The organism is Variovorax ureilyticus (assembly GCF_037889935.1).
Lineage (GTDB): Bacteria > Pseudomonadota > Gammaproteobacteria > Burkholderiales > Burkholderiaceae_C > Variovorax > Variovorax ureilyticus.
The window spans coordinates 131,462-152,757 of record NZ_JBBKZU010000008.1 but is presented as its reverse complement, the minus strand read 5'-3'; the positions used below and the strand labels follow the sequence as shown (position 1 = coordinate 152,757).

At 67.4% G+C, this 21,296-nt stretch carries 24 protein-coding genes; 6 read left to right on the top strand and 18 right to left on the bottom strand.

Annotated elements, in window-relative coordinates; genetic code table 11:
* Positions 1-11 precede the first annotated feature (11 nt).
* The 6 genes from WKW77_RS19495 to WKW77_RS19470 form a co-directional block, all read right to left on the bottom strand.
* Positions 12-989, bottom strand: coding sequence for a Bug family tripartite tricarboxylate transporter substrate binding protein (locus WKW77_RS19495; RefSeq protein ID WP_340358518.1), 978 nt, complete (start codon positions 987-989; stop codon positions 12-14).
* 29 nt (positions 990-1,018) lie between these two features.
* A complete protein-coding gene (gene tcuB / locus WKW77_RS19490; RefSeq protein ID WP_340358517.1) occupies positions 1,019-2,206 on the bottom strand; it encodes a tricarballylate utilization 4Fe-4S protein TcuB in 1,188 nt (395 codons plus the stop codon).
* Positions 2,193-3,623, bottom strand: a complete 1,431-nt coding sequence (gene tcuA, locus WKW77_RS19485) for an FAD-dependent tricarballylate dehydrogenase TcuA (protein ID WP_340358516.1) — start codon at positions 3,621-3,623, stop codon at positions 2,193-2,195. The genes tcuB and tcuA overlap by 14 nt, the downstream gene beginning before the upstream one ends.
* A gap of 77 nt (positions 3,624-3,700) precedes the next feature.
* A complete protein-coding gene (locus tag WKW77_RS19480; RefSeq protein WP_340358515.1) occupies positions 3,701-4,627 on the bottom strand; it encodes a LysR family transcriptional regulator in 927 nt (308 codons plus the stop codon).
* 13 nt (positions 4,628-4,640) lie between these two features.
* Positions 4,641-5,876 (bottom strand): patatin-like phospholipase family protein, encoded by a 1,236-nt coding sequence (locus WKW77_RS19475; protein ID WP_340358514.1) that lies wholly within the window; start codon positions 5,874-5,876, stop codon positions 4,641-4,643.
* Between the two features lie 45 nt (positions 5,877-5,921).
* The gene (locus WKW77_RS19470; RefSeq protein ID WP_340358513.1) at positions 5,922-6,374 is read right to left on the bottom strand and encodes a CHRD domain-containing protein; all 453 of its coding nucleotides are present in this window, start codon (positions 6,372-6,374) and stop codon (positions 5,922-5,924) included.
* A 105-nt stretch (positions 6,375-6,479) separates the two neighbouring features.
* Here WKW77_RS19470 and WKW77_RS19465 point away from each other — a divergent pair, with 105 nt between their 5' ends.
* On the top strand, positions 6,480-7,025 hold the full coding sequence (locus WKW77_RS19465; protein ID WP_340358512.1) for a DUF924 family protein: 546 nt from the start codon (positions 6,480-6,482) through the stop codon (positions 7,023-7,025).
* Here the strand turns inward: WKW77_RS19465 and WKW77_RS19460 are convergent.
* The gene (locus tag WKW77_RS19460; protein ID WP_340358511.1) at positions 6,995-7,936 is read right to left on the bottom strand and encodes a YihY/virulence factor BrkB family protein; all 942 of its coding nucleotides are present in this window, start codon (positions 7,934-7,936) and stop codon (positions 6,995-6,997) included. The genes WKW77_RS19465 and WKW77_RS19460 overlap by 31 nt on opposite strands.
* A 64-nt stretch (positions 7,937-8,000) precedes the next feature.
* Here WKW77_RS19460 and WKW77_RS19455 point away from each other — a divergent pair, with 64 nt between their 5' ends.
* Genes WKW77_RS19455 through WKW77_RS19440 form a run of 4 tightly spaced genes read left to right on the top strand, consistent with a single transcriptional unit; the run spans position 8,001 to position 10,647 of the window.
* Entirely contained in the window at positions 8,001-8,591 is a 591-nt protein-coding gene (locus WKW77_RS19455; protein WP_340358510.1) for a chromate transporter, read from the top strand.
* An 8-nt stretch (positions 8,592-8,599) separates the two neighbouring features.
* Entirely contained in the window at positions 8,600-9,187 is a 588-nt protein-coding gene (locus WKW77_RS19450; protein WP_340358670.1) for a chromate transporter, read from the top strand.
* A 22-nt stretch (positions 9,188-9,209) separates the two neighbouring features.
* Positions 9,210-10,166, top strand: coding sequence for an aldo/keto reductase (locus tag WKW77_RS19445; protein ID WP_340358509.1), 957 nt, complete (start codon positions 9,210-9,212; stop codon positions 10,164-10,166).
* A 4-nt stretch (positions 10,167-10,170) separates the two neighbouring features.
* The gene (locus WKW77_RS19440) at positions 10,171-10,647 is read left to right on the top strand and encodes a DUF3237 domain-containing protein (protein ID WP_340358508.1); all 477 of its coding nucleotides are present in this window, start codon (positions 10,171-10,173) and stop codon (positions 10,645-10,647) included.
* 88 nt (positions 10,648-10,735) lie between these two features.
* On the opposite strand, the gene WKW77_RS19435 is transcribed toward WKW77_RS19440, so the two are convergent.
* The 3 genes from WKW77_RS19435 to WKW77_RS19425 form a co-directional block, all read right to left on the bottom strand.
* Positions 10,736-11,605 carry an amidohydrolase family protein gene (locus WKW77_RS19435; protein ID WP_340358507.1) on the bottom strand — a complete coding sequence of 290 codons (870 nt, stop codon included), beginning with the start codon at positions 11,603-11,605 and terminating at the stop codon, positions 10,736-10,738.
* A 13-nt stretch (positions 11,606-11,618) separates the two neighbouring features.
* A complete protein-coding gene (rlmB, locus tag WKW77_RS19430) occupies positions 11,619-12,365 on the bottom strand; it encodes a 23S rRNA (guanosine(2251)-2'-O)-methyltransferase RlmB (protein ID WP_340358506.1) in 747 nt (248 codons plus the stop codon).
* A 139-nt stretch (positions 12,366-12,504) separates the two neighbouring features.
* Complete coding sequence (locus tag WKW77_RS19425; RefSeq protein WP_340358505.1) at positions 12,505-13,218, bottom strand: ABC transporter ATP-binding protein; 714 nt, start codon at positions 13,216-13,218, stop codon at positions 12,505-12,507.
* Positions 13,219-13,292: 74 nt separating this feature from the next.
* Here WKW77_RS19425 and WKW77_RS19420 point away from each other — a divergent pair, with 74 nt between their 5' ends.
* Positions 13,293-13,871 (top strand): arylesterase, encoded by a 579-nt coding sequence (locus tag WKW77_RS19420; RefSeq protein WP_340358504.1) that lies wholly within the window; start codon positions 13,293-13,295, stop codon positions 13,869-13,871.
* Between the two features lie 64 nt (positions 13,872-13,935).
* Here the strand turns inward: WKW77_RS19420 and WKW77_RS19415 are convergent, their stop codons facing one another.
* The 8 genes from WKW77_RS19415 to hflK form a co-directional block, all read right to left on the bottom strand.
* Positions 13,936-14,139 carry a hypothetical protein gene (locus WKW77_RS19415; protein WP_340358503.1) on the bottom strand — a complete coding sequence of 68 codons (204 nt, stop codon included), beginning with the start codon at positions 14,137-14,139 and terminating at the stop codon, positions 13,936-13,938.
* 72 nt (positions 14,140-14,211) lie between these two features.
* A complete protein-coding gene (locus WKW77_RS19410; RefSeq protein ID WP_340358502.1) occupies positions 14,212-15,405 on the bottom strand; it encodes a PLP-dependent transferase in 1,194 nt (397 codons plus the stop codon).
* Positions 15,406-15,568: 163 nt separating this feature from the next.
* Positions 15,569-16,093 (bottom strand): phosphoribosyltransferase, encoded by a 525-nt coding sequence (locus WKW77_RS19405; protein WP_340358501.1) that lies wholly within the window; start codon positions 16,091-16,093, stop codon positions 15,569-15,571.
* Positions 16,094-16,117: 24 nt separating this feature from the next.
* Complete coding sequence (locus WKW77_RS19400) at positions 16,118-17,449, bottom strand: adenylosuccinate synthase (RefSeq protein WP_340358500.1); 1,332 nt, start codon at positions 17,447-17,449, stop codon at positions 16,118-16,120.
* Between the two features lie 20 nt (positions 17,450-17,469).
* Entirely contained in the window at positions 17,470-18,633 is a 1,164-nt protein-coding gene (locus tag WKW77_RS19395) for an ATP phosphoribosyltransferase regulatory subunit (RefSeq protein ID WP_340358499.1), read from the bottom strand.
* Between the two features lie 117 nt (positions 18,634-18,750).
* Positions 18,751-18,939, bottom strand: a complete 189-nt coding sequence (locus WKW77_RS19390; protein ID WP_340358498.1) for a DUF2065 domain-containing protein — start codon at positions 18,937-18,939, stop codon at positions 18,751-18,753.
* 34 nt (positions 18,940-18,973) lie between these two features.
* On the bottom strand, positions 18,974-19,873 hold the full coding sequence (gene hflC, locus WKW77_RS19385; protein ID WP_340358497.1) for a protease modulator HflC: 900 nt from the start codon (positions 19,871-19,873) through the stop codon (positions 18,974-18,976).
* An 11-nt stretch (positions 19,874-19,884) separates the two neighbouring features.
* On the bottom strand, positions 19,885-21,222 hold the full coding sequence (hflK, locus tag WKW77_RS19380) for an FtsH protease activity modulator HflK (RefSeq protein WP_340358496.1): 1,338 nt from the start codon (positions 21,220-21,222) through the stop codon (positions 19,885-19,887).
* Positions 21,223-21,296 lie beyond the last annotated feature (74 nt).

Genomic DNA, 21,296 nt, shown 5'->3' with positions numbered 1-21,296 from the left:
ACCGCGAAAACTCAATCGGCGGTGATCCTGCGATCGCGCACGATGCTGCCCCACTTCGCGTCTTCCTTGCGCATGAAGGCGGTGAGTTCGGCGCGGGTGGTCGGTTGCGGCGTCAGGCCGTGCTTGTTCAGCGCCTCCTTGACGCCGGGGTCGTTGAGCACCTTCACGATCTCCGCGTTCCAGCGGTCGAGGATCGGCGCCGGCGTTTTGCCGGGCGCCACGAAGGCATACCAGTTGAGCGCCTCGAAGCCCGGGTAGCCCGATTCCGCCACCGTCGGGATGCCCGGCATGTAGGCCGGCCGCGTCAGCCCGGTGGTGGCGAGCGGGATCAACCGGCCGGCCTCCACCTGTGGCAATGCCGTCGGCGGCGCCGAGAAGTAGGAGGCCACGCGTTCGCCGATCAGATCCTGCATGGCCGGCGCGCCGCCCTTGTACGGCACGTGGACCATGTCGATACCTGCGCGCTGGTTGAAGAGTTCGCCGGCCAGGTGCGAGGCCGAGCCGGCGCCGGTCGAAGCGAAATCCACGCTGCCGGGCTTCTTCTTCGCGAGTGCGACGAACTCGCCCAGCGTCTTCACGCCGAGCGCCTTGTGCACGACCAGCACGTTGGGAAAGTTCACGCCGCCCGACACCGGCGCGAGGTCCTTGAAGGGGTCGTAGCGCACCTTCATCACATGCGGCGCGATGGTCAGCGGCCCGATGGAGCCGAACAGCAGCATCGTGCCGTCGGCAGGCCCGCTCGCCACGTGCTGGTGCGCGATGTTGCCGCCCGCGCCGGCCTTGTTGTCGATGATCACGGTCTGGCCGATGTTGTCGCCGAGCTTCTTCGCGATCAGCCGTGCCGCCGCATCGGCCGCCCCGCCGGGGGCGAAGCCGACCACCAGCGTGACGGGCCGGGTCGGCGGGAAGTCATCCGCCCGGGCCGGGCCGGCCAGCAGCAGCGCGCTGGCGAAGAGCGCACCTGCGAGATGCAGTTGTCGTTTGTTCATAGGGTCTCCTTGGTCTTGCTGAAGATCGGTCAGTCGGCGCCGAGGCCGACCGGATTCGGCAGCCGTTTCTCGACCGCGTGGCGCAGCAGCGCCGCGGTGCGGAAGATGCCGTGCGCGAACTTGCCGTAGGGCAGCGTGGCGAAGAGCGCCATCACCGCGCCGAGGTGCAGGCACAGCAGCAGCGCGAGCGCCGGCGTGCCGCGGCCGAGCCAGAGCGCAAGGCCGCTCGCGCTGGTGAGGAACAGCAAGGCGATGAAGCCCAGGTCCATCGGCTTTTGCGCCGCGTCGGATTGCAGCGGATGGCGGTGACGGTTGAGCCGCCACAGACCCGCGGTGCCGACCATCAGGCTCACGCCACCCGCCACGCCGAGCAGCTTGGGCAGGCTCGGCAGCTCGTAGGGCGCGTGCCAGCCCAGCACGTAGTGATAGAGCGTCGCCACGCATGTCGCCGCGAAGCACAGCAGGAAGCCGTAGAAGGTGAAGTGGTGGAAGCGCCGGCGACGCAGCGTATAGGCGTCGTCCTCGTCATGGCAGCCCACGCCGTGTCCGCCGTCGAGATACTTCAGCCGCAGCACTGCATCGGCGGCCTCTGCCGCGGCCGGTACGTTGAGCGGCGCGCCGCTGGTCGCGGGCTTCAGCTCGCGCCAGAAGCGCGAAACGCCCATGCCGAGAGCGAACACCACGAACAGGAACACCGGACCGAACAGGCCGACCAGCAGGTTGTGCGGAAAGAGGTTGTAGAAGTTGCCCTGCAGCGGCGCGCCCCACAGCGTGCCCTTGATCGCCACGGCCAGTATCAGGAACAGCGCCAGCCCCCCCGCCAGCGCGAGCGACAGCGTGAGCCCGTTGCGCTGGTACAGCTTGCCCAGCGACGGCGGCCAGGCGTAGTCGGCGTAGGTCTGCCCGCGCACCTGGGCCATCGCGCGCGGCACGTTCACCGCGAACTCGTGCGGCGGAGCGTACTGGCAGGCGTGCAGGCAGGCGCCGCAGTTGTGGCAGAGGTTGGCGAGATAGTGGATGTCGGCGTGGCCGAACTCCAGCCGCCGCGTCATCGCCGGGAAGACGGCGCAGAAGCCTTCGCAGTAGCGGCAGGCATTGCAGATCTGCATCTGGCGGCCGACCTCGGCCTCGCGTTCGCTCAGGATCGGGATCACGGCGCGGCCACCGCCGCTGGCGAGCGACGCGGCTTCGCGCGTCAAGGCGTCAAGCGAGCGCATGCTGCTCCTCCTTTACGGCCTTGACGGCCTTTGCGGCCTTTGCGGCCTTGGCGGCCTGCGTTCCCGCGATGCGGCCGAAGGCCGTGCCGATGGCCATCCCCACGCCCGCGGTGTATCCCTTGCCCAGCACGTTGCCGGCCATCATCTCGCCGGCGACGAAGAGATTCGGACTCGGCCGGCCGCCGAAGTGCACGGCCGATTCCTCGTTCACGCGCAGGCCGAGATAGGTGAAAGTCACGCCGGGCCGCAGCGGATAGCCGTAGAACGGCGGCGTGTCGATCGGGCGCGCCCAGTGCGTCTTGGCGGGCGCGAGCCCTTCGGTGTGGCAGTCGTCGAGCGCGGTGTGATCGAAGGTGCCGCCGCGGCAGGCCGCGTTGTAGGCGTTGATGGTTTCCACGAAGGCCGCTTCCGGCAGGCCCAGCTTGCGCGCGAGTTCGGGCAGGCTGTCCGCCACGGTGCCCGGGAACACCGGCGGCATGAAGCGGCCGATGGCCTTGCGGTCGATGATCGAGTAGCCGATCTGCCCGGGCTGCTGCGCCACGAGCCGGCCCCAGATCGCATAGCGCTTGGGCCAGAAGTCCTCCCCTTCGTCGTAGAAGCGCTTCGCCTCGCGATTGACCACCACGCCGAGCGAGACGCAGTCGATGCGGGTGCAGATGCCGCCGTCGTAGAGCGGTGCGCGTGCATCGATCGCGACCATGTGCGCCTGCGTCGGATCGCCGATCGAATCAGCGCCGGCGTCGATCAGGGCCTTGAGCAGCACGCCTTCGTTGAAGCGGGTGCCACGGATGAGGAAGTTCTCGGCCGGGCGCTCGCCGCGTTCGTTCACGCCCCAGGCCTCGCTGAGCCATTCGCGGTTGGATTCGAAACCGCCCGCCGCGAGCACACAGCTGCGCGCCTCGATGCGCTCGCCGCCTGCCGTGAGCACGGCGACGAACCGGTCGCCGTCGAGTTCGACCGAGACGACCGGCGTGTCGTAGCGGATCTGCACGCCGAGTTTCTCGGCGCTGCGGAAATAGGCGTTGACCAGCGCCTTGCCGCCGCCCATGAAGAAGGCATTGGTGCGCGCCACATGCAGCGCGCCGGACAGCGGCGGCTGGAAGTGCACGCCATGGGTGCGCATCCAGTCGCGGCAGCAGGACGACGCGCGGATCGCGATGCGGGCGAGGCGCTCGTCGGTGAGGCCGCCGGTGACCTTGAGCAGGTCCTGCCAGTACTCTTCCTCGGGATAGGCGTCGACCAGCACGTCCTGCGGCGCCTCGTGCATGCAGCGCAGGTTGCGGGTGTGCTGGGAATTGCCGCCGCGCCATTCGCGCGGCGAGGCTTCGAGCAGCAGGACGCTGGCGCCGGCCTCTCGCGCCATCAGCGCCGCGCACAAGGCCGCGTTGCCGCCGCCGACGACCAGGACATCGATCATTCAGTTGTCTCCTCGTGAGGAGCTCAACTCTAGGATCGCATCGCGCCGGGCGACAGGTCGCCCCAGACAAGGGGTCTTCAGTTTTCGTGAAGGGTCGCCCCGGCCCAGCGGCCTTCGCGCACCAGCGAACGCGCGACGTCCACCATCACCACGCGGGTGGCGAGCGCGGCCGGCGAGAGTTCGTCGTCCGAAAGGCTCGCCAGCACATTGCGACGGCCCACCTGCGCATCCGCGATGCGCACCTGCACCAAGCCTTCATCCGCGAGGCGTGCAGTTGCCGCACCCGGCTGGATCGTCGCGCCATGGCCGGCCCGCACCGCGTCCATCAGCAGCCCGAGGCCGTCGATCTCGGCGACCACGTGCGGCGCCACCTTGGCGCGCGCGAAGGCGGCGGCGAGCGTCGAGCGCAGGCCGTGCGAGGCGCTCGGCATGATCAGCGGCAACGACCCCAGTTGCGCCAAGCGCACCTGCCGGCCGCCCGGCAGTCCGGGCAGATCGGGCCGGCCGACGACGAACAGCTTCTCGTCGAGGAGAGGCAGCACGCTCCAGCGCCGCGCGGTGTCGGTCTGGAACTGCACGGCCAGGTCGAGTTGCCGGGCGTTGAGCATCGCCGCCAGGTGGCCCGAGAGCGCCTCGACCAGATGCAGCCTCACGTCGGGATAGCGCTCGGCCATCGCCCGCATCAACGGCACGCCGAGCACCGACGCGGTGGTGGGCGGCAAGCCGATGCTGACGTGGCCCGACAGCCGCGCCTGCTGCGCCGCGCGCACCGCTTCGTCGGCGTGGCGCAGCGTGAGGTGGGCCTGCTGCAGGAAGGCAATGCCCGCATCGGTCGGTGTGACGCCGGTCGAGCTGCGGTTCAGCAGGCGCGTCGAAAGCTCGCCTTCGAGCCGACTCACCTGCTGGCTCAGCGCGGAGGTCGCGAGCCCGAGTTCGATCGCCGCGCGCCCCATGCTGCGCAGTTCGCAGACCTTGACGAAATAGCGCAGCTGCCTCAGTTCCACGGCGCGTGCCCGTTCACTCCGCAGCCGCGGGAATGTGCGGCAGGTTCATCGGACGGCGCACTCGGCGCGCGTTCGGCTCGGTGAGATCGAAGGTGGTGACGCCGTTGGTCTGCGATGCACTGACCAGCCATTCGGGATGATCAAGCGTATTGCAGATATCGCGCATCCCGGCATCCCAGTGCTCGTCGACCGAGGCGCGCGAGAACTCGTAGTCCTTGGATTCGAGTTCGTAGGGCTTGTCGCGGTAAATGAGGTGCACGATCTCGATCGGCTTGTGCGAGAGCGCGGCGCACACCGAGGCGACGCTCGGATCGTCGCGCAGCCCCGCCGGCAGCTTGGTCAGCAGGTCCGCGAGCGCCTGCTGCAGATTCATGTTCGAGGCCAAGGCATCGGTGTTCATCCGCGTGCGGCTCGAATAGGTGATGTCCTTCTGCCGCTCCATGGTCTCGGCGAGCGTGCGCGGCATGATGCCGCGCGCACTGAAGAGATCCACCTGCAACACCATCAGCGGCTCGCTGCGCGGATGGGCGTCGAGCACATACTGAAGCGGCGTGTTGGAGACGATGCCGCCGTCCCAGTAGTCCTCGCCGTCGATGTGCACCGGCGCGAAGCCCGGCGGCAGTGCGCCGCTGGCCATGATGTGCTCGGGGCCGATGCGCTGCGTGCGGTTGTCGAAATAGATGGAGTTGCCCGTGCGCACGTTGACCGCGCCGACGCTGAAGCGCACGCCGTCGTGATTGATGCGGTCGAAGTCCACCAGCCGCTCCAGGGTCGACTTGAGCGGTGCGGTGTCGTAGTAGCTCAGCAAGGGCGCGGCGGCGCCGAGAAGCAATGATGGCGAGCGGCGCGGCTCGAAGAAGCCCGGCACCCCGAATATCGCGGCAGAAGTCGCACTCCACTGGTTGAACGAGGAGCGGTCGAGCGCCCACCACGCGGGCACGCGCTGCGCCGGGCCGGACGAGACCAGATCCCAGAACTCGCGCAGCCGCTGCACACGCATCTCGGGCGCGTTGCCGGCGATCAACGCGGCGTTGATCGCACCGATCGACACGCCGGCCACCCAGTCGAGCGACTTGTGCCGCTCGAAGACCCCCGCATAGACCCCGGCCTGGTAGGCGCCGAGCGCGCCGCCGCCCTGGAGGACGAGCGCCTTCTTGACGGTGGCGAAGTCGAAGCTGGACCCGGGGCGGGCGGACGAAGCGTTGGATGCGGCGGATGAGGAGGAAGAGGATTTTTTCTTCGTGGCCATGGCGCCATTGGACACCAGACCGCCTGACCTCCGCCTCCCGAAGCGCTACATCTTCGGCAGCATCTGGCCGCGGATCTCGCCGCCCGGATTCGCGGCGGTGTGGACGTTGGCGTACCACCGCCCAGCCATCAGGTCGGCGGCCTGTGCGGGCGTGAGCGTCGCCGTGCCCTCGATCGGGCTAGAGGCGTTCGTGAAAGGCACCACCACGGCCGCATTCGCGCCGGCCGAGGCCGGGCCGTGGAAATGCGCGGCCGTGGCCGGGCCGCTGAGACCGTCGTAGGTGATCTTGTACTTCAGGACGTTCGTCTCCTTGTTCAGCGTCGCTTCGGCCATGCCGCTGCCGCGCGTCATGTTGGGAGGCACTTCGCTAGCCGCGTTCATGGCGCCGCTGAAGGCCACCGTGTTGGATCTGGACATCATCCCGCACCCCACGAGGGAGGCGGCCGCGATGCCGGTCACCACGAGCATGCGAAGAGGGAAGCCATGGCGTCTTGTCATATGCGATCTCCTTGGTTGGCAAACGGCCAGCTTAGGGAGCATCGCCGGCGCGCGCTGTCGGCCATTGACTCGAATTCGATGCCGCAATGGCATGATTTCTGCCCCATGAATGCACTCCCCACCGCCCGCGATGTCGTCCTTTTCTGGCAGGAGGCGGGCCCTTCCCGCTGGTTCGACAAGGACGACGCCTTCGACGCCGAATTCAAGTCGCGCTTCGAAGCCGCGCACCATGCGGCCGCGACCGGCGCGCTCGACGGCTGGGCCGTTGATGCCGAAGGCGCGCTCGCGCTGATGGTGCTGCTCGACCAGTTCCCGCGCAATGCCTGGCGCGGCAGCGGCCACATGTTCGCGACCGACGGCAAGGCGCTGGCGATCGCGCGCGCGGCGATCGACGCCGGGCACGACCGGCAGGTCGATCCGCCGCTGCGGCCGTTCTTCTACCTGCCTTTCATGCATTCGGAGGTGCTGGCCGATCAGGAGCGTTCGGTGGTGCTCAATGCCGAACTCGACGCCAACACGCAGCGCTTTGCGGTGCTGCACCGCGACCTCATCGCCCGCTTCGGGCGCTTTCCGCATCGCAACAGGATGCTCGGGCGCAGCACGACGCCCGAAGAGCAGGCCTATCTCGACGGCGGCGGCTTCGCGGGCTGAACGGCGGCGTCCGTGCCGTCCGTGCGCATCGGTGACAGGTGCGCGCTCGGGCGCGAACGGCCCTTGAGCGACCCGTACTCGTGCGCGTAGACCCAGGTGAACTCCACGCCGAGCAGGAAGATCTGTGCCGAGTAATACACCCACACCAGCACCACCACCAGCGACCCCGCCGCGCCGTAGCCCGAGGCCACGCCGGTCTTGCCGATGTACAGGCCGATCAGGTACTTGCCGATGGTGAACAGCACGGCCGTGACGGCCGCGCCGATCCACACGTCGCGCCATTGGACTCGCACGCGCGGCATGATCTTGAAGATCATCGCGAAGCCCACGGTCACGATCACGAAGCCGAAGCCGGAGTTCACGTTCTGCGCCACATGCGCCCAGCCGCCGAAATACGGCGCCCACCATTCGCCGAGCGCGGCGAGGGCCGCATTGAGGATGAGCGAGACCATCAGCAGGAAACCGATGCCCATGATCATGCTGAACGACAGCAGCCGCGTGCGCACGAGGTTCAGCAGCCCGTTGGTGCTGTTCCTGGCGGGCGCACGCCAAATCCGGTCGAAGGCGTCCTGCAGCTCGCCGAAGACGGTGGTCGCGCCGACGATCAACAGGCCGATGCCGGCCACCGTCGCGACAACGCCCTGCGCCGGCCGGTTGAGATGCTCCAGCATCACCTGCACCGCACGCGCGCCGTCGGCCCCCATGAGGCCGGAGATCTGCTCCATGATCTCGCCGCGCGCCTCGTCGCGGCCGAACACCAGCCCAACCACCGAGATCACGATCAGGATCAGCGGTGCGAGCGAGAACACGGTGTAGTAGGCCAGCGCCGCCCCCATGCTCGGGGCGTAGTCCGCCCGCCAGGACTCGAAGGACTGCTGGCAGAGATCGAATAGCGCGCGCAGGGCTTTCATGCGCGCAGTGTCGCAGCGTTTGGCCGCCAGCGCGCCGCGAAGCCGCCGCGCATAATCGCCGGCGATGCACCAGGCTCTCCATCTTGCGGAACCGGCGACCGACCGGCCGCGTCCGCAGTCCGTTCGCGATCTCTTCCTTTCCTTCACCTGGCTGGCCCTGCAGGGCTTCGGCGGCGTGCTGGCCGTGGTGCAGCGCGAGATGGTCGAGAAGAAGCGGTGGCTCACCGCCGAGGAGTTCCTCGAGGACTGGGCAGTCGCGCAGGTGCTGCCGGGACCGAACGTGGTCAACCTCGCCCTCATGATCGGGGACCGCCACTTCGGCCTTCGCGGCGCGGTCGCGGCGGTCGCGGGCATGCTCACGGTGCCGCTGGGCGTGATCCTCGTGCTCGCGGTGCTCTACGCCCACTACGCCGGCAATCCGCAGGTGGCCGGCGCGCTGCGCGGCATGGGCGCGGTGGCCGGCGGACTCATCGCCGCGACAGGCATCAAGCTGATCCCGGCGCTGCGAAAGCATCCGCTGGGCTTCGGGGTGTGCCTCGGCATCGTGGCGCTGGTGTTCGCCGCCATCGCGCTCATGCGCGTGCCGCTCGGCTGGATCCTGATCGTCGTGGGTGGCGCGGCTTGCGTGTGGACTTGGTGGAGGCTTCAGCCGTGACCATCACGATGCATTGGCAAGACTGGTTCGCGCTTTTCACGCAATACATGCTGCTCTCGCTGCTGTCGATCAGCGGCGCGATCACGACGGTGCCGGACATGCACCGCTACCTCGTCGCGCAGCATGGCTGGCTCACGGATGCGCAATTCAGTTCGTCCGTGGCGATCGCCCAGGCGGCCCCGGGGCCGAACGTGCTGTTCGTCGCGTTGATGGGATGGAATGTCGGGCTCAATGCCGGCGGCGGCATCGGTGCCGGCCCGCACGCGTGGCTCACAGGCCTGCTGGGGCTCGCAACGACCATGATCGGCATCATGCTGCCGAGCACCACCCTCACCTACTTCGCGACACGCTGGGGCCACCGCAATCGCACCAAGCGCGGCGTGCGCGCCTTCAAGCAGGGCATGGCGCCCGTGGTGGTGGGCCTGCTGGTGGCGACCGGCTGGGTGCTCGCATCGGGCAACCATTCGGGGGACACGCCCGCCTGGCACCTGTGGCTGCTGACCGGCGCCGCCGCGTTGATCGTGTGGCGCACGCGCATCCATCTCCTGTGGCTTCTCGGCGCCGGGGCGCTGCTCGGCGCCGTGGGCTTTGTCTGAACCTCCACCAAGGAATCGAACCATGCAACTGCGCACCCTCGGCCGTTCCGGCCTGCAGGTTTCCCCGCTCGCCTTCGGCGGCAACGTCTTCGGTTGGACCGCCGACGAAGCCATGTCCTTCCGGCTGCTCGACGCGTGGCTGGACGCGGGCTTCAACTTCGTGGACACCGCCGACGTGTATTCGCGCTGGGTGCCGGGCCACACCGGGGGCGAATCCGAGACCCTCATCGGCAAATGGCTCAGGCAGACCGGCAAGCGCAACCGAGTGGTGCTCGCGACCAAGCTCGGCAAGCCGATGGGCGAAGGCAAGCAGGGCCTCTCGCCGGCCTACATCCGCGAGGCGGTCGACGCATCGCTGCGCCGGCTGAAGTGCGACCATATCGATCTGTACCAGTCGCACGATGACGATCCCGACACGCCGCTGGCGGACACCGCCGCTGCCTTCGCGGAGTTGATCCAGGCCGGCAAGGTGCGCGCGATCGGTGCATCGAACTTCACCGCCTCGCGCCTGGCCGAAGCGCTCGACGTCGCCGAAAAGGCGGGGCTGCCGCGCTACGAGAGCCTGCAGCCGCTCTACAACCTCTACGACCGCGCGGTGTTCGAGAAGGAGCTGGAGCCGCTGTGCCTCGCACGCGGCGTCGGCGTGATCAACTTCTACGCGCTGGCGGCCGGCTTCCTCACCGGCAAATACCGGACAGAGGCCGATGCCGCCAAGAGCGCGCGCGGCGCCAGCACGACGAAGAAGTACCTCAACCCGCGCGGGCTGCGCATCCTCGGTGCGCTCGACCAGGCCGCCAAAGCGACCGGCGCGAAGCCCGGCCAGATCGCGTTGGCCTGGCAGATCGCACGGCCCTCGGTCACCGCGCCGATCGCGAGCGCCACCTCGATCGAACAGTTGGACGAGCTGGTCGCGGCAGCGCAGTTGAAGCTCGATGCCGACATCGTCGCGATGCTCGACAAGGCCAGCGCGGAGGATTGAAGGCATGAGCACCACCGATCCGCTCGCCCCACCCTCCTTCGACCATTTCGCCGACCTCGAAGTCGAAGTCGGCAAGCCCCAGGTGCTCAGCCAGAGCGCGCGCGGCATGCGCCGGCTGGTGCCGATCACCGGCGGTCAGGCACGCGGCAACGGCTGGACGGCCCGCGTGCTGCCCGGCGGCACCGATTTCCAGCTCATCGTGAGCGAGACGCTGTCCGAACTCGACGCGCGCTACGGCCTCGAGACCGATGCAGGCGACCTGATCTACGTGCAGAACCACGCGGTGCGCGCCGCTCCCGCCGACGTGATGGCGAAGCTGCTGCGCGGCGAGCCGGTCGATCCGGCGCAGGTCTACTTTCGCTGCAATCCGCGCTTCGAGACTTCGTCTCCAACGCTGAATTGGATCTGCGAACGGATGTTCGTCGGTGTCGGCGTGCGGCGTCCCGCGCAGGTCGTCATGCGCTTCTTCGCGCTCATGTAGTGCCGCTGGCCACCTGCCCGCCTTGACCGCCCCGCCCGAGCGATCGAGAAGGGACCGGATGCATCGCCCCCGGTCCCTTTTGCTCATGTCAGGAATGAACTCCGAAGCGGTAGAAGGCTTCAGGGTTGTGCACCAGCAGGCGCTCCCGAGCCGCGGGCTCGGGAGCGATCCGTTCCAGCGCATCGACCAGTTCGCCATCGTCCGGGACGTGATCGTGCAAGGGATGCGGCCAGTCGGTGCCCCAGAAGCAGCGATCCGGAAAATCACGGACCAGCAGATGGGCGAGTGCAATACCGTCGGCATAGCCGGCGGCGCGTGAAATCCGGTCGATGCCGCTGACCTTGACCCGGAACAACGGGTTCTCCAGTGTCGTGCGAAGCGCGACAAAGTCAGGATGCGAAGGGCCTGCAGCCGCGTCGGCACGCGCCATGTGATCGATCACCACCGGCACGGCGCTGCGCGCCAAGGGGCCGGCCAGGTCATGGATCAGGCCGCGCTCGAAGTGCACCTGGAGGTGCATCCCCAGCGGCTCCAGGCGCCGGCCGAACGCGACGACACCGTCCACATCGAAGGCCGCGCCGGCATTCCTCGCGAAGTTGAAGCGAACACCCCTGAACCCGGCGCCGGCGAGCCGCGCCAGTTCCTGATCGGGCACGTCCAGCGCAAGCAATGCCACTCCAAGGTAGTTGCCCCCACCTGCGGCAATGGCGTCTTCCACCACCCGGTTGTCGAAGCCATGGCAAAGCGACTGGACGATCACGCAGCGATCGATGCCGAGGTGGCGGTGCAGCGCGAACAGTGTTTCCTTGGGCGCATCCGCCGGAGTGAAGCTGCGGTCTTGCGCAAAGGGAAAGCGTGCCGCCGGACCGAAGACGTGGACATGCGCGTCGCAGGCGCCGGCGGGCAGGCGCAGCCTCGGCGCGGAGGGATGTGGGTCGTAGGTCAGCGCGGGCTGCATCGCCGATCCCGCTTCAGGCGATCCGCTGGCGCATGGCCTCGTAAAGGCACACCCCGCTTGCGACGGAGACATTCAGGCTCTCGACCGCCCCCGCCATCGGAATGCTCACCAACTCGTCGCAAGTCTTGCGCGTGAGCTGCCGCATCCCCTCGCCTTCGGCGCCCAGCACCAGCGCGAGCGGCCGCTTCAGGTCGCACTGATAGAGCGTGCCGGGGGCATCGTCGCTCGTGCCGACGCACCAGATGTTGCGCTCCTTGAGTTCGTTCAGCGTGCGCGCGAGGTTGGTCACCATGAAATACGGCATCGTCTCGGCCGCGCCGCTGGCCACCTTGGCGACCGTCGCATTGATGCCGGCCGCGTGGTCCTTGGGTGCGATGACCGCATGCGCGCCCGCACCATCGGCCACTCGCAGGCACGCGCCGAGGTTGTGCGGATCGGTCACGCCGTCGAGCACCAGCAGCAGCGGCATCGTGCCGGAGGCTTCGAGGTCTTCGAGCAGTTCGTCGAGCGAATGCGTCTGGGCGATGGGCTCCACGCGCGCCGCCACGCCCTGATGGCCATGGCTGCCGGCGAGCTTGGCCAGGCGCAAGCCATCGGCCTCGATCAGCCGGACTCCGGCCTCCTGTGCACGCGCGATGAACTGCCGCATGCGCGCATCGCGCCGGCTGGCGTCGAAGAGCACTTCGATCACGGATTTCGGCGCGGTCTTGATGCGCACGCCCACGGCGTGGAAGCCGAAGATCACTTTGGGGGAAGACATCCGGTGGATTATCACAAACACCCCCCATGCCGCTTCGCGGCTCCCCCTCTCTCGCCTTCGGCGGGAGGGGGGCAATCCCGGCGGCCCGGCGGAGCCGGTTCCGCGGGATTCCTGGCCTCACCTGCGCGGATTCATTCGCTCAGACGCTGTTGCGCTCCTCGTTGGCGACGCGGCCGGCTTCGATGGTGATGCGCCGGTCGCAGCGCGCCGCGATACCTCGGTCGTGGGTGACCAGCACGAGCGTGGTGCCGAGTTCGCGGTTGAGGTCGAACATCAGCTCCATCACCTGCTCGCCGGTCGCGAAGTCGAGGCTGCCGGTGGGTTCGTCCGCCAGCAGGAGCTGCGGCTGAACCACGAAGGCCCGCGCGAGCGCCACCCGCTGCTGCTCGCCGCCCGACAGCACCTTCGGGTAGTGGCCGAGGCGCTGGCCGAGGCCGACGCGTCCGAGCATTTCGGTCGCGGCCTTCCGGGCATCCTTGCGGTCGGCCAGTTCGAGTGGCAGCATCACGTTTTCGAGCGCGCTCAGGTTGCCGAGCAGCTGGAAACTCTGGAACACGAAGCCGACCTTCTGCGCGCGCAGGGCCGCACGTTCGTCCTCGTCGATGGCGAACAGGTCTTCCCCCGCGAGCTTCACGGTGCCCCGGGTGGGCGTGTCCAGACCGGCGACGATCGACAGCAGCGTGCTTTTCCCCGATCCCGAGGCGCCGACGATGGCGGCGGTTTCCCTGGCCCCCAGCGTGAAGTCGATGTCGCGCAAGATGTCCAGCGTTCCGGTGGAATCGGTGACGGACTTGAAGACATGCTCGACGGCAACGATGGCGTCGGATCGGCCATCGGTTCGGATTGAGGACATTGAAAGGGTTTCGCGTAGTGAATCGACGTCACTTTATCTTGAGCGGCACGGGCGCATGGATTTCGATTTCCGCCATGGCGGCTACGGGTAAGCCGCCCGTGATCATGGTGCTCGGCGACTCGCTCTCGGCCGAATACGGGCTGCGGCGCGGCGACGGCTGGGTGCCGCTGCTCGAGAAGCGCCTCGCGGAACAGAAGATTCCGGCCACGGTGATCAACGCCAGCATCAGCGGCGACACCACCGCCGGCGGGCGTTCCCGCCTGCCGGGGCTGCTGACACAGCACCAGCCCACGCACGTGGTGCTCGAACTTGGCGCCAACGACGCGCTGCGCGGCCTGTCGCTCACGAGCACCGAGGACAACCTGCTGCAGATGACCAAGGCCGCTCAGGCCGCGGGCGCGCAGGTGCTGATCGTCGGGATCCAGGTGCCGCCCAACTACGGCAGCGACTACACGCGGCGCTTCGAGGCGATCTTCCCCAAGGTGGCCGGCGCGGCGAAGACGCCCGTGGTGCCGTTTCTGCTGAAGGGCGTGGCGGACGGCCCGGACGCGGCGATGCTCTTCCAGGCCGATCGCATCCATCCGACCGCAGCAGCCCAGCCGCGCATGTTGGACAACGTCTGGCCGCCGCTTCGGAAGCTGTTGCCCAAGTGACTCGCCAAGAACAAAGCCGCCGCGGCCCCGGGGCCGCAGCGGCTTTGTTTCTGCTCGGAACGACTCAGCCGTTCTTGGTGGGCAGCAAGGGGATGGTCGGCGGATCATGCTCGAGCGAGGCCACATCGGTCTCCGGATCGCCCGGCGCCAACCCGTCGCTGCTGGGCATGAGCTTGCGCTGTGCCTTCTCCCGAGCCTTGTCTTCCTTCTTCTTCTTCTTGGCCAGTTCTCTCTGACGCTTCTCATAGCCATAGTTTGGTGTTGCCACAGGCTGCTCCTTCAAAGCCAGGCAGTCACGTTAACTGCGCTTCGTCGGACTGTACGCGATAACAGCCCGCCTTCAGAGCACCGCAAGGGCCTGTTCGAGATCGGCGCGAAGATCGTCGACATCCTCCAGGCCGATCGAGAAGCGCACCAGCGTGCCCTTGTGCGGCCAGTGCGCGACGCCCGGGTCGCGCATGAGGCCGATGTCGTAGGGCACGACCAGGCTGATCGGCCCGCCCCACGAGTAGCCGAGCCTGAAAAGCGACAGGCTGTCGCAAAAGCGGTCGACCTGCTCGGTGCCGTAGCGCGAATCGAAAACCACCGAGAAGAGGCCGGCGGCCAGATCGGCGGCGCCGCAAAGCCGCAGCCAGTTGGCATGTCCGGGCGAACTCTCCAGCGCGGGGTGGAGCACCTGCGCAATCTCCGCACGATCCTCCAGCCAGAGGGCCAGTTCGCGCGCGCTGCGGTCGTGCGCCGCGTAGCGCAAGGCGACGCTGGGGAGCGAACGCAGCACCGTCTCGACATCCCCCACCCCGATCCCGTAGCCCATGCGCATGTGCGTGAGCTTGATCGCGCGATGCAGGCGCTCGTCGCGCGTCGTGACGCTGCCCATCAGCACGTCGCCGCCGCCGCTGGGGTACTTGGTGAGCGCCTGGATCGAGATGTCGACGCCCTGCCCGCTTCCGTTGAAGTCGAACGGCGCGAAGGCCAGGCCTGCACCCCACGTGTTGTCGAGCGCAACGATGACGCCCCGGTCGCGGCAGATCTTGGCCAGCGCGGGCAGGTCGGGAAACTCCATGGTGACCGATCCCGCCGCCTCGACCCACACCAGCTTGGTGCGCTCCGAAAGCTTGGCCGCGAGGTCCGCCGGATTCATCGCGTCGTACAGCTTGTGCGTGATGCCGAAGTTGGCAAGCTCGCCGTTGGCCAGTGCCTTGTTCGGCCCGTAGGCATTGTCGGGAATCAGGACCTCGTCGCCGCTTTTGAGCAGCGCGAACGACACCAGCGCGATGGCAGCAAGACCGCTGGGCACCAGCAGGCATTCGGTGCCGCCCTCCAACGTGGCAAGCCGCTCCTCGAGCGTGAACGTGGTCGGCGTGCCGTGGAGGCCGTAGGTATAGCCTGCCTTGGTTTTCCAGTCCCGCGCGCGCATCGCGGCGACATCGGCGAAGAACACGGTCGACGCCTTGTACACGCCCACCTGGGGCGAGCCGAACTTCGCGGGAGGAACGTAGGGATGGTGAATCAGGTCGGTGATGGGCTTGCGCATGAATGGACTTTAGCCCACCCCGATGCCGACCCACGCCTCAGGGCCGCGCGCAGCGCGCCCGTTCGTTGGCCGCCGCGGAACCGGCTTGGCCGGGCCGCAGGGCGGCGCCCCCGGAAGGGGGTGTCCGAGCCACACGAAGTGGGCGAGGCCGCGGGCGAGCTTTCTACACCGACCACTTCTCCATGAGCTTCTCGGCGCCCATGGAGTCGTAACCTTCGAACGGCTGGTGGATCCACGGGTTCGTGGGCAGGAACTCGACGGAGTAATCGGGCGTGAAGGTCGACAGGGCCTTGGTCCACAGCACCGCGCTGCGCAGCTCGGTGATGGGCTTGTAGCTGCTCTTGAGCATCTCGACCACCGCGTGCAGCGTATGGCCGGAATCCGCGAGGTCATCGACCAGCAGCACCTTGCCCGCGATCTCGCCCTTGGGCGTGGTGATGTAGCGCGCGATGTCGAGGTGCCCCTGCACCGTGCCGGCGTCCGCCCGGTACGAGCTGGTCGACATGATGGCCAGGGGCTTGTCGAAGATGCGCGAGAGCACGTCGCCGGGCCGCATGCCGCCGCGCGCGAGGCACAGGATGGTGTCGAAATGCCAGCCCGACTGATGCACCTTGATCGCGAGCTTCTCGATCAGGTTGTGGTACTCGTCGTAGCTTACGTAGAGGTGCTTGCCGTCTTCGGTCAACATGAAGGATCGTCTCCTGCGGGTGGGTCAGTCTGCCAGATACGGGTGGCGCATCATGATCGTGTGATCACGGTCCGGGCTGGTCGAGACCATGTGGATCGGCACGCCGGTGACCTGTTCGATGCGCTGCAGATAGAGCCGTGCGTTGACCGGCAGCTTGTCGTACTGCGTGACGCCCACGGTGCTTTCGGTCCAGCCTTCGAGGGTCTCGTAGACCGGGGTGCAGCGCTCGATCTCGTCCGCGCCCATCGGCAGGATGTCGGTGTATTCGCCGTCGAGCATGTAGCCCGTGCACAGTTGCAGTTCCTTCAGGCCGTCGAGCACGTCGAGCTTGGTGATGCACAGCCCGCTCAGTCCGTTGACCTGGGCCGAGCGCTTGAGCAGCGCCGCGTCGAACCAGCCGCACCGGCGGCTGCGGCCGGTGGTCACGCCCTTCTCGGCGCCGACGGTGCTGAGGTGATAGCCGACCGTGCCGGGCTTGTCCCATTCGAGCTCGGTCGGGAACGGACCGCCACCGACGCGAGTGCAGTAGGCCTTGGTGATGCCGAGCACGTAGTGCAGCAGGCCCGGGCCGACGCCCGATCCGGCAGCTGCATTGCCGGCCACGCAGTTGCTCGACGTGACGTACGGATAGGTGCCATGGTCGACGTCGAGCAGCGTTCCCTGCGCGCCTTCGAACAGCAGGTTCGCGCCGTCACGATGCGCATCGTTGAGCTCGCGCGACACGTCGGCCATCATCGGCTCGAGCAGCTCGGCGTGGCGCATGGCCTCGTCGTAGACCGCATCGAATTCGATGGGGGCCGCGCCCAGCACCTGCGTGAGCACGTGGTTGTGCAGTTCGAGCAGGATCTTCAGCTTGCTCGCGAAGCGCTCCGGATGCTTCAGGTCCTGCACCCGCAGCGCGCGGCGGGCGATCTTGTCCTCGTAGGCCGGGCCGATGCCGCGGCCGGTGGTGCCGATCTTCTCGATGCCGCCCTTTTCGCGGTACGCCTCGCGCGCGATATCGAGCGCCGCATGGAAAGGCAGGATCAGCGGGCAGGCCTCGCTGATGCGAAGGCGCGAGCGGACCTCGACGCCGGCCTTTTCGAGTCCTTCGATCTCCTCGAACAGCTTGGCCGCCGAGAGCACCACGCCGTTGCCGATATAGCACTTGACGCCCGGCCGCATGATGCCGCTCGGAATCAGGTGCAGCGCGGTCTTGACGCCGTTGATGACCAGTGTGTGGCCGGCGTTATGGCCGCCTTGGAAGCGCACGACCCCTTGCGCGCTTTCGGTCAGCCAATCGACCAACTTGCCCTTGCCTTCGTCGCCCCATTGGGTGCCGACGACGACCACGTTTCTTCCGGTGGTTACGCTCATGATGTTTCGCTTAAGAGGATTCAGATGGCTTGCACGCACCATTGGCCGCCCAGCTCGACGAGCTCTCGGTCGCAATGGAATTCGTCGATCTCGCTGTCGTGGCCGGGCAGCACGCACACGACGGTCTCGCCCCGGCTGCGCAGGGCGGTGATGGTCTTGTTCAATTCTTCTGCGTCGCTCCAGGGCGCGCGGATCGCGGCACGCAGCGGCTGGGCCGGCAGAACGCCCACCAGCTCGCGCACGTCGAGGCTGAAGCCGACCGCGGGGCGGTTGCGACCGAACACGGCCCCCACCTCGTCATAGCGCCCGCCGCGCACCAGCGCGTCGCTGGCGCCGCTCGTGTAAATGCCAAAGCGCATGCCGCTGTAATAGGCGTAGCCGCGAAGATCGGCGAGGTCGAAGCTGACCTTCGCGCCGTCGATCCGGCCGGCAAGCTGGCGAAGATCGGAGAGCGCAGCGCGTACGCCAGCGATGTCGGGCAAAACCTTCGCGGCCTCGTCGAGCACCGCGGCGTCGCCGTACAGCTGGACGAGCGCACGCAGACCATCGCGCGATTGCGCAGGGAAGTCGGCGGTGAGTTCGCGCAGGCCGCTGGCATCCTTGGCGGCCAGCGCGGCATGGACGCGGGCGATCGCCGCGGCGTCGACGGGCACGCCCGCGAACAGCGATCGCACGATGCGGGCGTCGGCCATGTCGACGATCACCGGGGTCTGCGCACGGCCGGTGATGCCGGCAGCGTTCAGGCAATCGAGCGAGAGGCGAAGGATCTCGGTGTCGGCTTCGAGGCCGGCATGGCCGTAGATCTCGGCGCCGAACTGGAGCGGCTCGCGGGTCGCATGCGGACGATCAGGTCGCGTGTGCAGAACAGGGCCGCAATAGCAAAGCCGGGTGACGCCGGCCCGATTGAGCAGATGGGCATCGATGCGCGCGACCTGCGGCGTGGTATCGGCCCGCAAGCCCATGCTGCGACCGGACAGCTGGTCCACCAGCTTGAACGTCTGGAGATCGAGCGCCTCGCCAGTGCCCGAAAGCAGGGATTCGAGATGCTCCAGAAGTGGCGGCATCACAAGCTCGTAGCCGAAGGCACGGGCGGTATCGAGCAGCTGGCGTCGAAGTTCTTCGATGTGGCGCGCCTCGGAGGGCAGCACATCGGCAATGTGATCCGGAAGGACCCAGGCGGACATGGGGATCGGGGGCGTGGTTAAACCGGGATTCTACCGGCACCGCGTCGGGCCGCCTCAATGCAGGCTGCAACCCCCTTGGGGCGGGCGGCCAAACGCAGTGAAGAGCGCGAGAGCAACCTATGCCAGGAGCCAGAGCAGGAACAGCCCCAGCAGAATGCTGCAAAGCCCGAAGAACCGAAGCTGGCCATCCCTAAGCTGCATGAGCTGCCCGAAGCCCTTGCGCCATCCGCCGGGCGAGAAGAACGGCAGCAGCCCTTCGATCACCAGCACCAGCGCAATGGCATTCCAGAACGTATCGGAGTTCATGACCGACTTCAGGCCGAGGCCAACCCGAGCCGGCTCAGCGCCGCGGCGCGTTCGAGGTGGAACCCGAGCTCTGCATCGAGCGGAAAAAGTCGGACGACGGATCCAGGATCATCACGTCGCTCTTCTTGTTGAAGCTCTGCTTGTAGGCATCGAGGCTTCTGTAGAACAGCGCGAATTGCGGATCGCGGCCGAACGCATCGGCGTACAGGCTCGCGGCGCGCGCATCGCCCTCGCCCTTGATCTTCTGCGCATCGCGATAGGCGTTGGCGACGATCACCTCACGCTGGCGATCGGCATCGGCACGGATCTTCTCGCCTTCGGCAACCCCGGTCGAACGCAACTCGTTGGCCACGCGCTTGCGCTCGGCCTCCATGCGGCGGTAGACGGACTCGGTAATGGCCTCGACGTAGTCGACGCGGGTGATGCGGACGTCGATGATGTCCACGCCCCAGGGCTTCGCGCCCTTCACCACTTCGAGAACCTCGCGCTGGACGTCCGACATCAGCTGCTCGCGGCGCACCGAGATCAGGTCGCGCACGGTGCGCTTGTTGATGTTCTCCTGGAAGGCGTTTCGCACCACGCGGTTGAGCTGCACCGCACCCGCGTTCTCGTCGAGGCCGACGTTGCGGATGTATTCCGACGGATTGGTGATGCGCCAGCGCACGTACCAGTCGATCACCACGCGCTGCTTCTCGGCCGTCAGCATGGGCTCGGGATCGAGGCTCGAGAGCGTCAGGAGGCGCTTGTCGATGTACGACACGTTCTGAAACGGCGGCGGAAGCTTGAAGTTCAAGCCCGGCTCGGTAATGACCTCCTTGATCTGGCCGAGGGCGTAGACCACGCCGAACTGGCGCTGGTCGACCACGAAGAGCGTCGAGCTGGCCAGCGCGAGCACGACGAGGATCGAGGAAACGATGAATCCGATTCTGTTCATGGGGTCAGTCCTCAGCGCACGTCGCGGTCACGTGAGCGGCCATCGCGCGCCCGGGAATCGGCCGGCGCGACCGGAATGACGGATGACTGCGGCGGCGCGGTCCCGGCCACGTTGGGGCTGGCGGCGTCGGACGGCGTGGCGGCGTTGTTCTGAGCGGACATCTGCATCAGCTTGTCGAGCGGGAGATAGAGCAGATTCGAGTTCTGCTTCGAATCGACCATCACCTTCGTGGTGCTGCTGTAGATCTGCTGCATCGCGTCTGTGTACATGCGGTCGCGCGTGACCTGCGGCGCCTTCTGATATTCGGCCAGCACCGAGTTGAAGCGCTGCGCATCCCCCTGCGCCTGCGCGATGATCCGGGCCTTGTAGGCTTCCGACTCTTCCTTGAGGCGGGAGCCCGTACCGGTGGCGCGCGGCACGACGTCGTTGGCGTAGGCCTGCGCTTCGTTCTTGGTGCGTTCGCGCTCCTGGCCCGCCTTCAGCACGTCGTCGAACGCGGCCTGTACCTGCTCGGGCGGACGAACGCCACCCTGCTGAAGGTTGATGCCGACGATCTCGACGCCGACCTTGTAGCGGTCGAGGATCGTCTGCATCAGGTTGCGCACGCGCGGGGCGATCTGGTCACGCTCGTCCGCCAATGCCGCGTCCATGCGCATCTTGCCGACCACTTCGCGCACCGCCGTCTCGGCGACCTGCACCACTGCCTCGGAAGGTGCCTTGCTCTCGTAGAGGAAGGCGCGTGCGTCGTTGAGCCGGTACTGGACCGCAAACTTGATCTCGACGATGTTCTCGTCCTCGGTCAGCATGGCCGACTCGCGCAGGCCAGTGGAGCGCACGATGGTGTCGCGCCCGACGTCGGCAGAGCGAATCTGCGTGGTCACCACGACCTCGTGGCGCTGGATCGGATACGGCAGCCGCCAGTTGAAGCCGGCGCCGACGGTCGACTTGTAGCGGCCGAACTGCGTGATGACTGCCTGCTGACCTTCATTCACGATGAAGAAGCCGGTCCCGAGCCAGATCAGGATCGCCACCGCCGCGACGAGGCCGATTCCGAAGCCCGCGTTCTTCATGTCGGGCTTGAGGCCGCCGCCGCCGTTGCCGTTGCCGCCGTTCGGGCGGTCACCGCCGCCACGGCCGCCGAACAGGCCGCCGAGCTTGCGGTTGAAGTCGCGCCAGAGTTCGTCGAGGTCCGGCGGGCCCTGGTTGGGTCCTTGCCCGCGTGGACGATTGTTGTTGCCAGAAGGCGGCGGCGCCGGAGGTTCGCCATCAGGCCGGTTCGCGGCGGGACGGTCGCCGTTGGACGAGGAATCGTCGCCACGGCCCCATCGGCCGTCGTTCAGATTGAACATGCCGTGAAACCGTTTCCACACTGGCTTTGCATTCATTCGGTTGGAGTTCTTGAGTCAGTGAAGCTGATTGTGCC

Coding starts and splice junctions, on each gene's coding strand:
- WKW77_RS19410 (WP_340358502.1), bottom strand. CDS start 15,405: ATGCGCAAGCCCATCACCGACCTGATTCACCATCCCTACGTTCCTCCC.
- tcuB (WP_340358517.1), bottom strand. CDS start 2,206: ATGCGCTCGCTTGACGCCTTGACGCGCGAAGCCGCGTCGCTCGCCAGC.
- WKW77_RS19395 (WP_340358499.1), bottom strand. CDS start 18,633: ATGTCCGCCTGGGTCCTTCCGGATCACATTGCCGATGTGCTGCCCTCC.
- WKW77_RS19495 (WP_340358518.1), bottom strand. CDS start 989: ATGAACAAACGACAACTGCATCTCGCAGGTGCGCTCTTCGCCAGCGCG.
- WKW77_RS19435 (WP_340358507.1), bottom strand. CDS start 11,605: ATGCAGCCCGCGCTGACCTACGACCCACATCCCTCCGCGCCGAGGCTG.
- WKW77_RS19450 (WP_340358670.1), top strand. CDS start 8,600: ATGCATTGGCAAGACTGGTTCGCGCTTTTCACGCAATACATGCTGCTC.
- WKW77_RS19405 (WP_340358501.1), bottom strand. CDS start 16,093: ATGTTGACCGAAGACGGCAAGCACCTCTACGTAAGCTACGACGAGTAC.
- WKW77_RS19460 (WP_340358511.1), bottom strand. CDS start 7,936: ATGAAAGCCCTGCGCGCGCTATTCGATCTCTGCCAGCAGTCCTTCGAG.
- WKW77_RS19425 (WP_340358505.1), bottom strand. CDS start 13,218: ATGTCCTCAATCCGAACCGATGGCCGATCCGACGCCATCGTTGCCGTC.
- WKW77_RS19420 (WP_340358504.1), top strand. CDS start 13,293: ATGGCGGCTACGGGTAAGCCGCCCGTGATCATGGTGCTCGGCGACTCG.
- rlmB (WP_340358506.1), bottom strand. CDS start 12,365: ATGTCTTCCCCCAAAGTGATCTTCGGCTTCCACGCCGTGGGCGTGCGC.
- WKW77_RS19440 (WP_340358508.1), top strand. CDS start 10,171: ATGAGCACCACCGATCCGCTCGCCCCACCCTCCTTCGACCATTTCGCC.
- WKW77_RS19465 (WP_340358512.1), top strand. CDS start 6,480: ATGAATGCACTCCCCACCGCCCGCGATGTCGTCCTTTTCTGGCAGGAG.
- WKW77_RS19390 (WP_340358498.1), bottom strand. CDS start 18,939: ATGAACTCCGATACGTTCTGGAATGCCATTGCGCTGGTGCTGGTGATC.
- WKW77_RS19475 (WP_340358514.1), bottom strand. CDS start 5,876: ATGGCCACGAAGAAAAAATCCTCTTCCTCCTCATCCGCCGCATCCAAC.
- hflC (WP_340358497.1), bottom strand. CDS start 19,873: ATGAACAGAATCGGATTCATCGTTTCCTCGATCCTCGTCGTGCTCGCG.
- WKW77_RS19400 (WP_340358500.1), bottom strand. CDS start 17,449: ATGAGCGTAACCACCGGAAGAAACGTGGTCGTCGTCGGCACCCAATGG.
- hflK (WP_340358496.1), bottom strand. CDS start 21,222: ATGTTCAATCTGAACGACGGCCGATGGGGCCGTGGCGACGATTCCTCG.
- WKW77_RS19455 (WP_340358510.1), top strand. CDS start 8,001: ATGCACCAGGCTCTCCATCTTGCGGAACCGGCGACCGACCGGCCGCGT.
- tcuA (WP_340358516.1), bottom strand. CDS start 3,623: ATGATCGATGTCCTGGTCGTCGGCGGCGGCAACGCGGCCTTGTGCGCG.
- WKW77_RS19470 (WP_340358513.1), bottom strand. CDS start 6,374: ATGACAAGACGCCATGGCTTCCCTCTTCGCATGCTCGTGGTGACCGGC.
- WKW77_RS19445 (WP_340358509.1), top strand. CDS start 9,210: ATGCAACTGCGCACCCTCGGCCGTTCCGGCCTGCAGGTTTCCCCGCTC.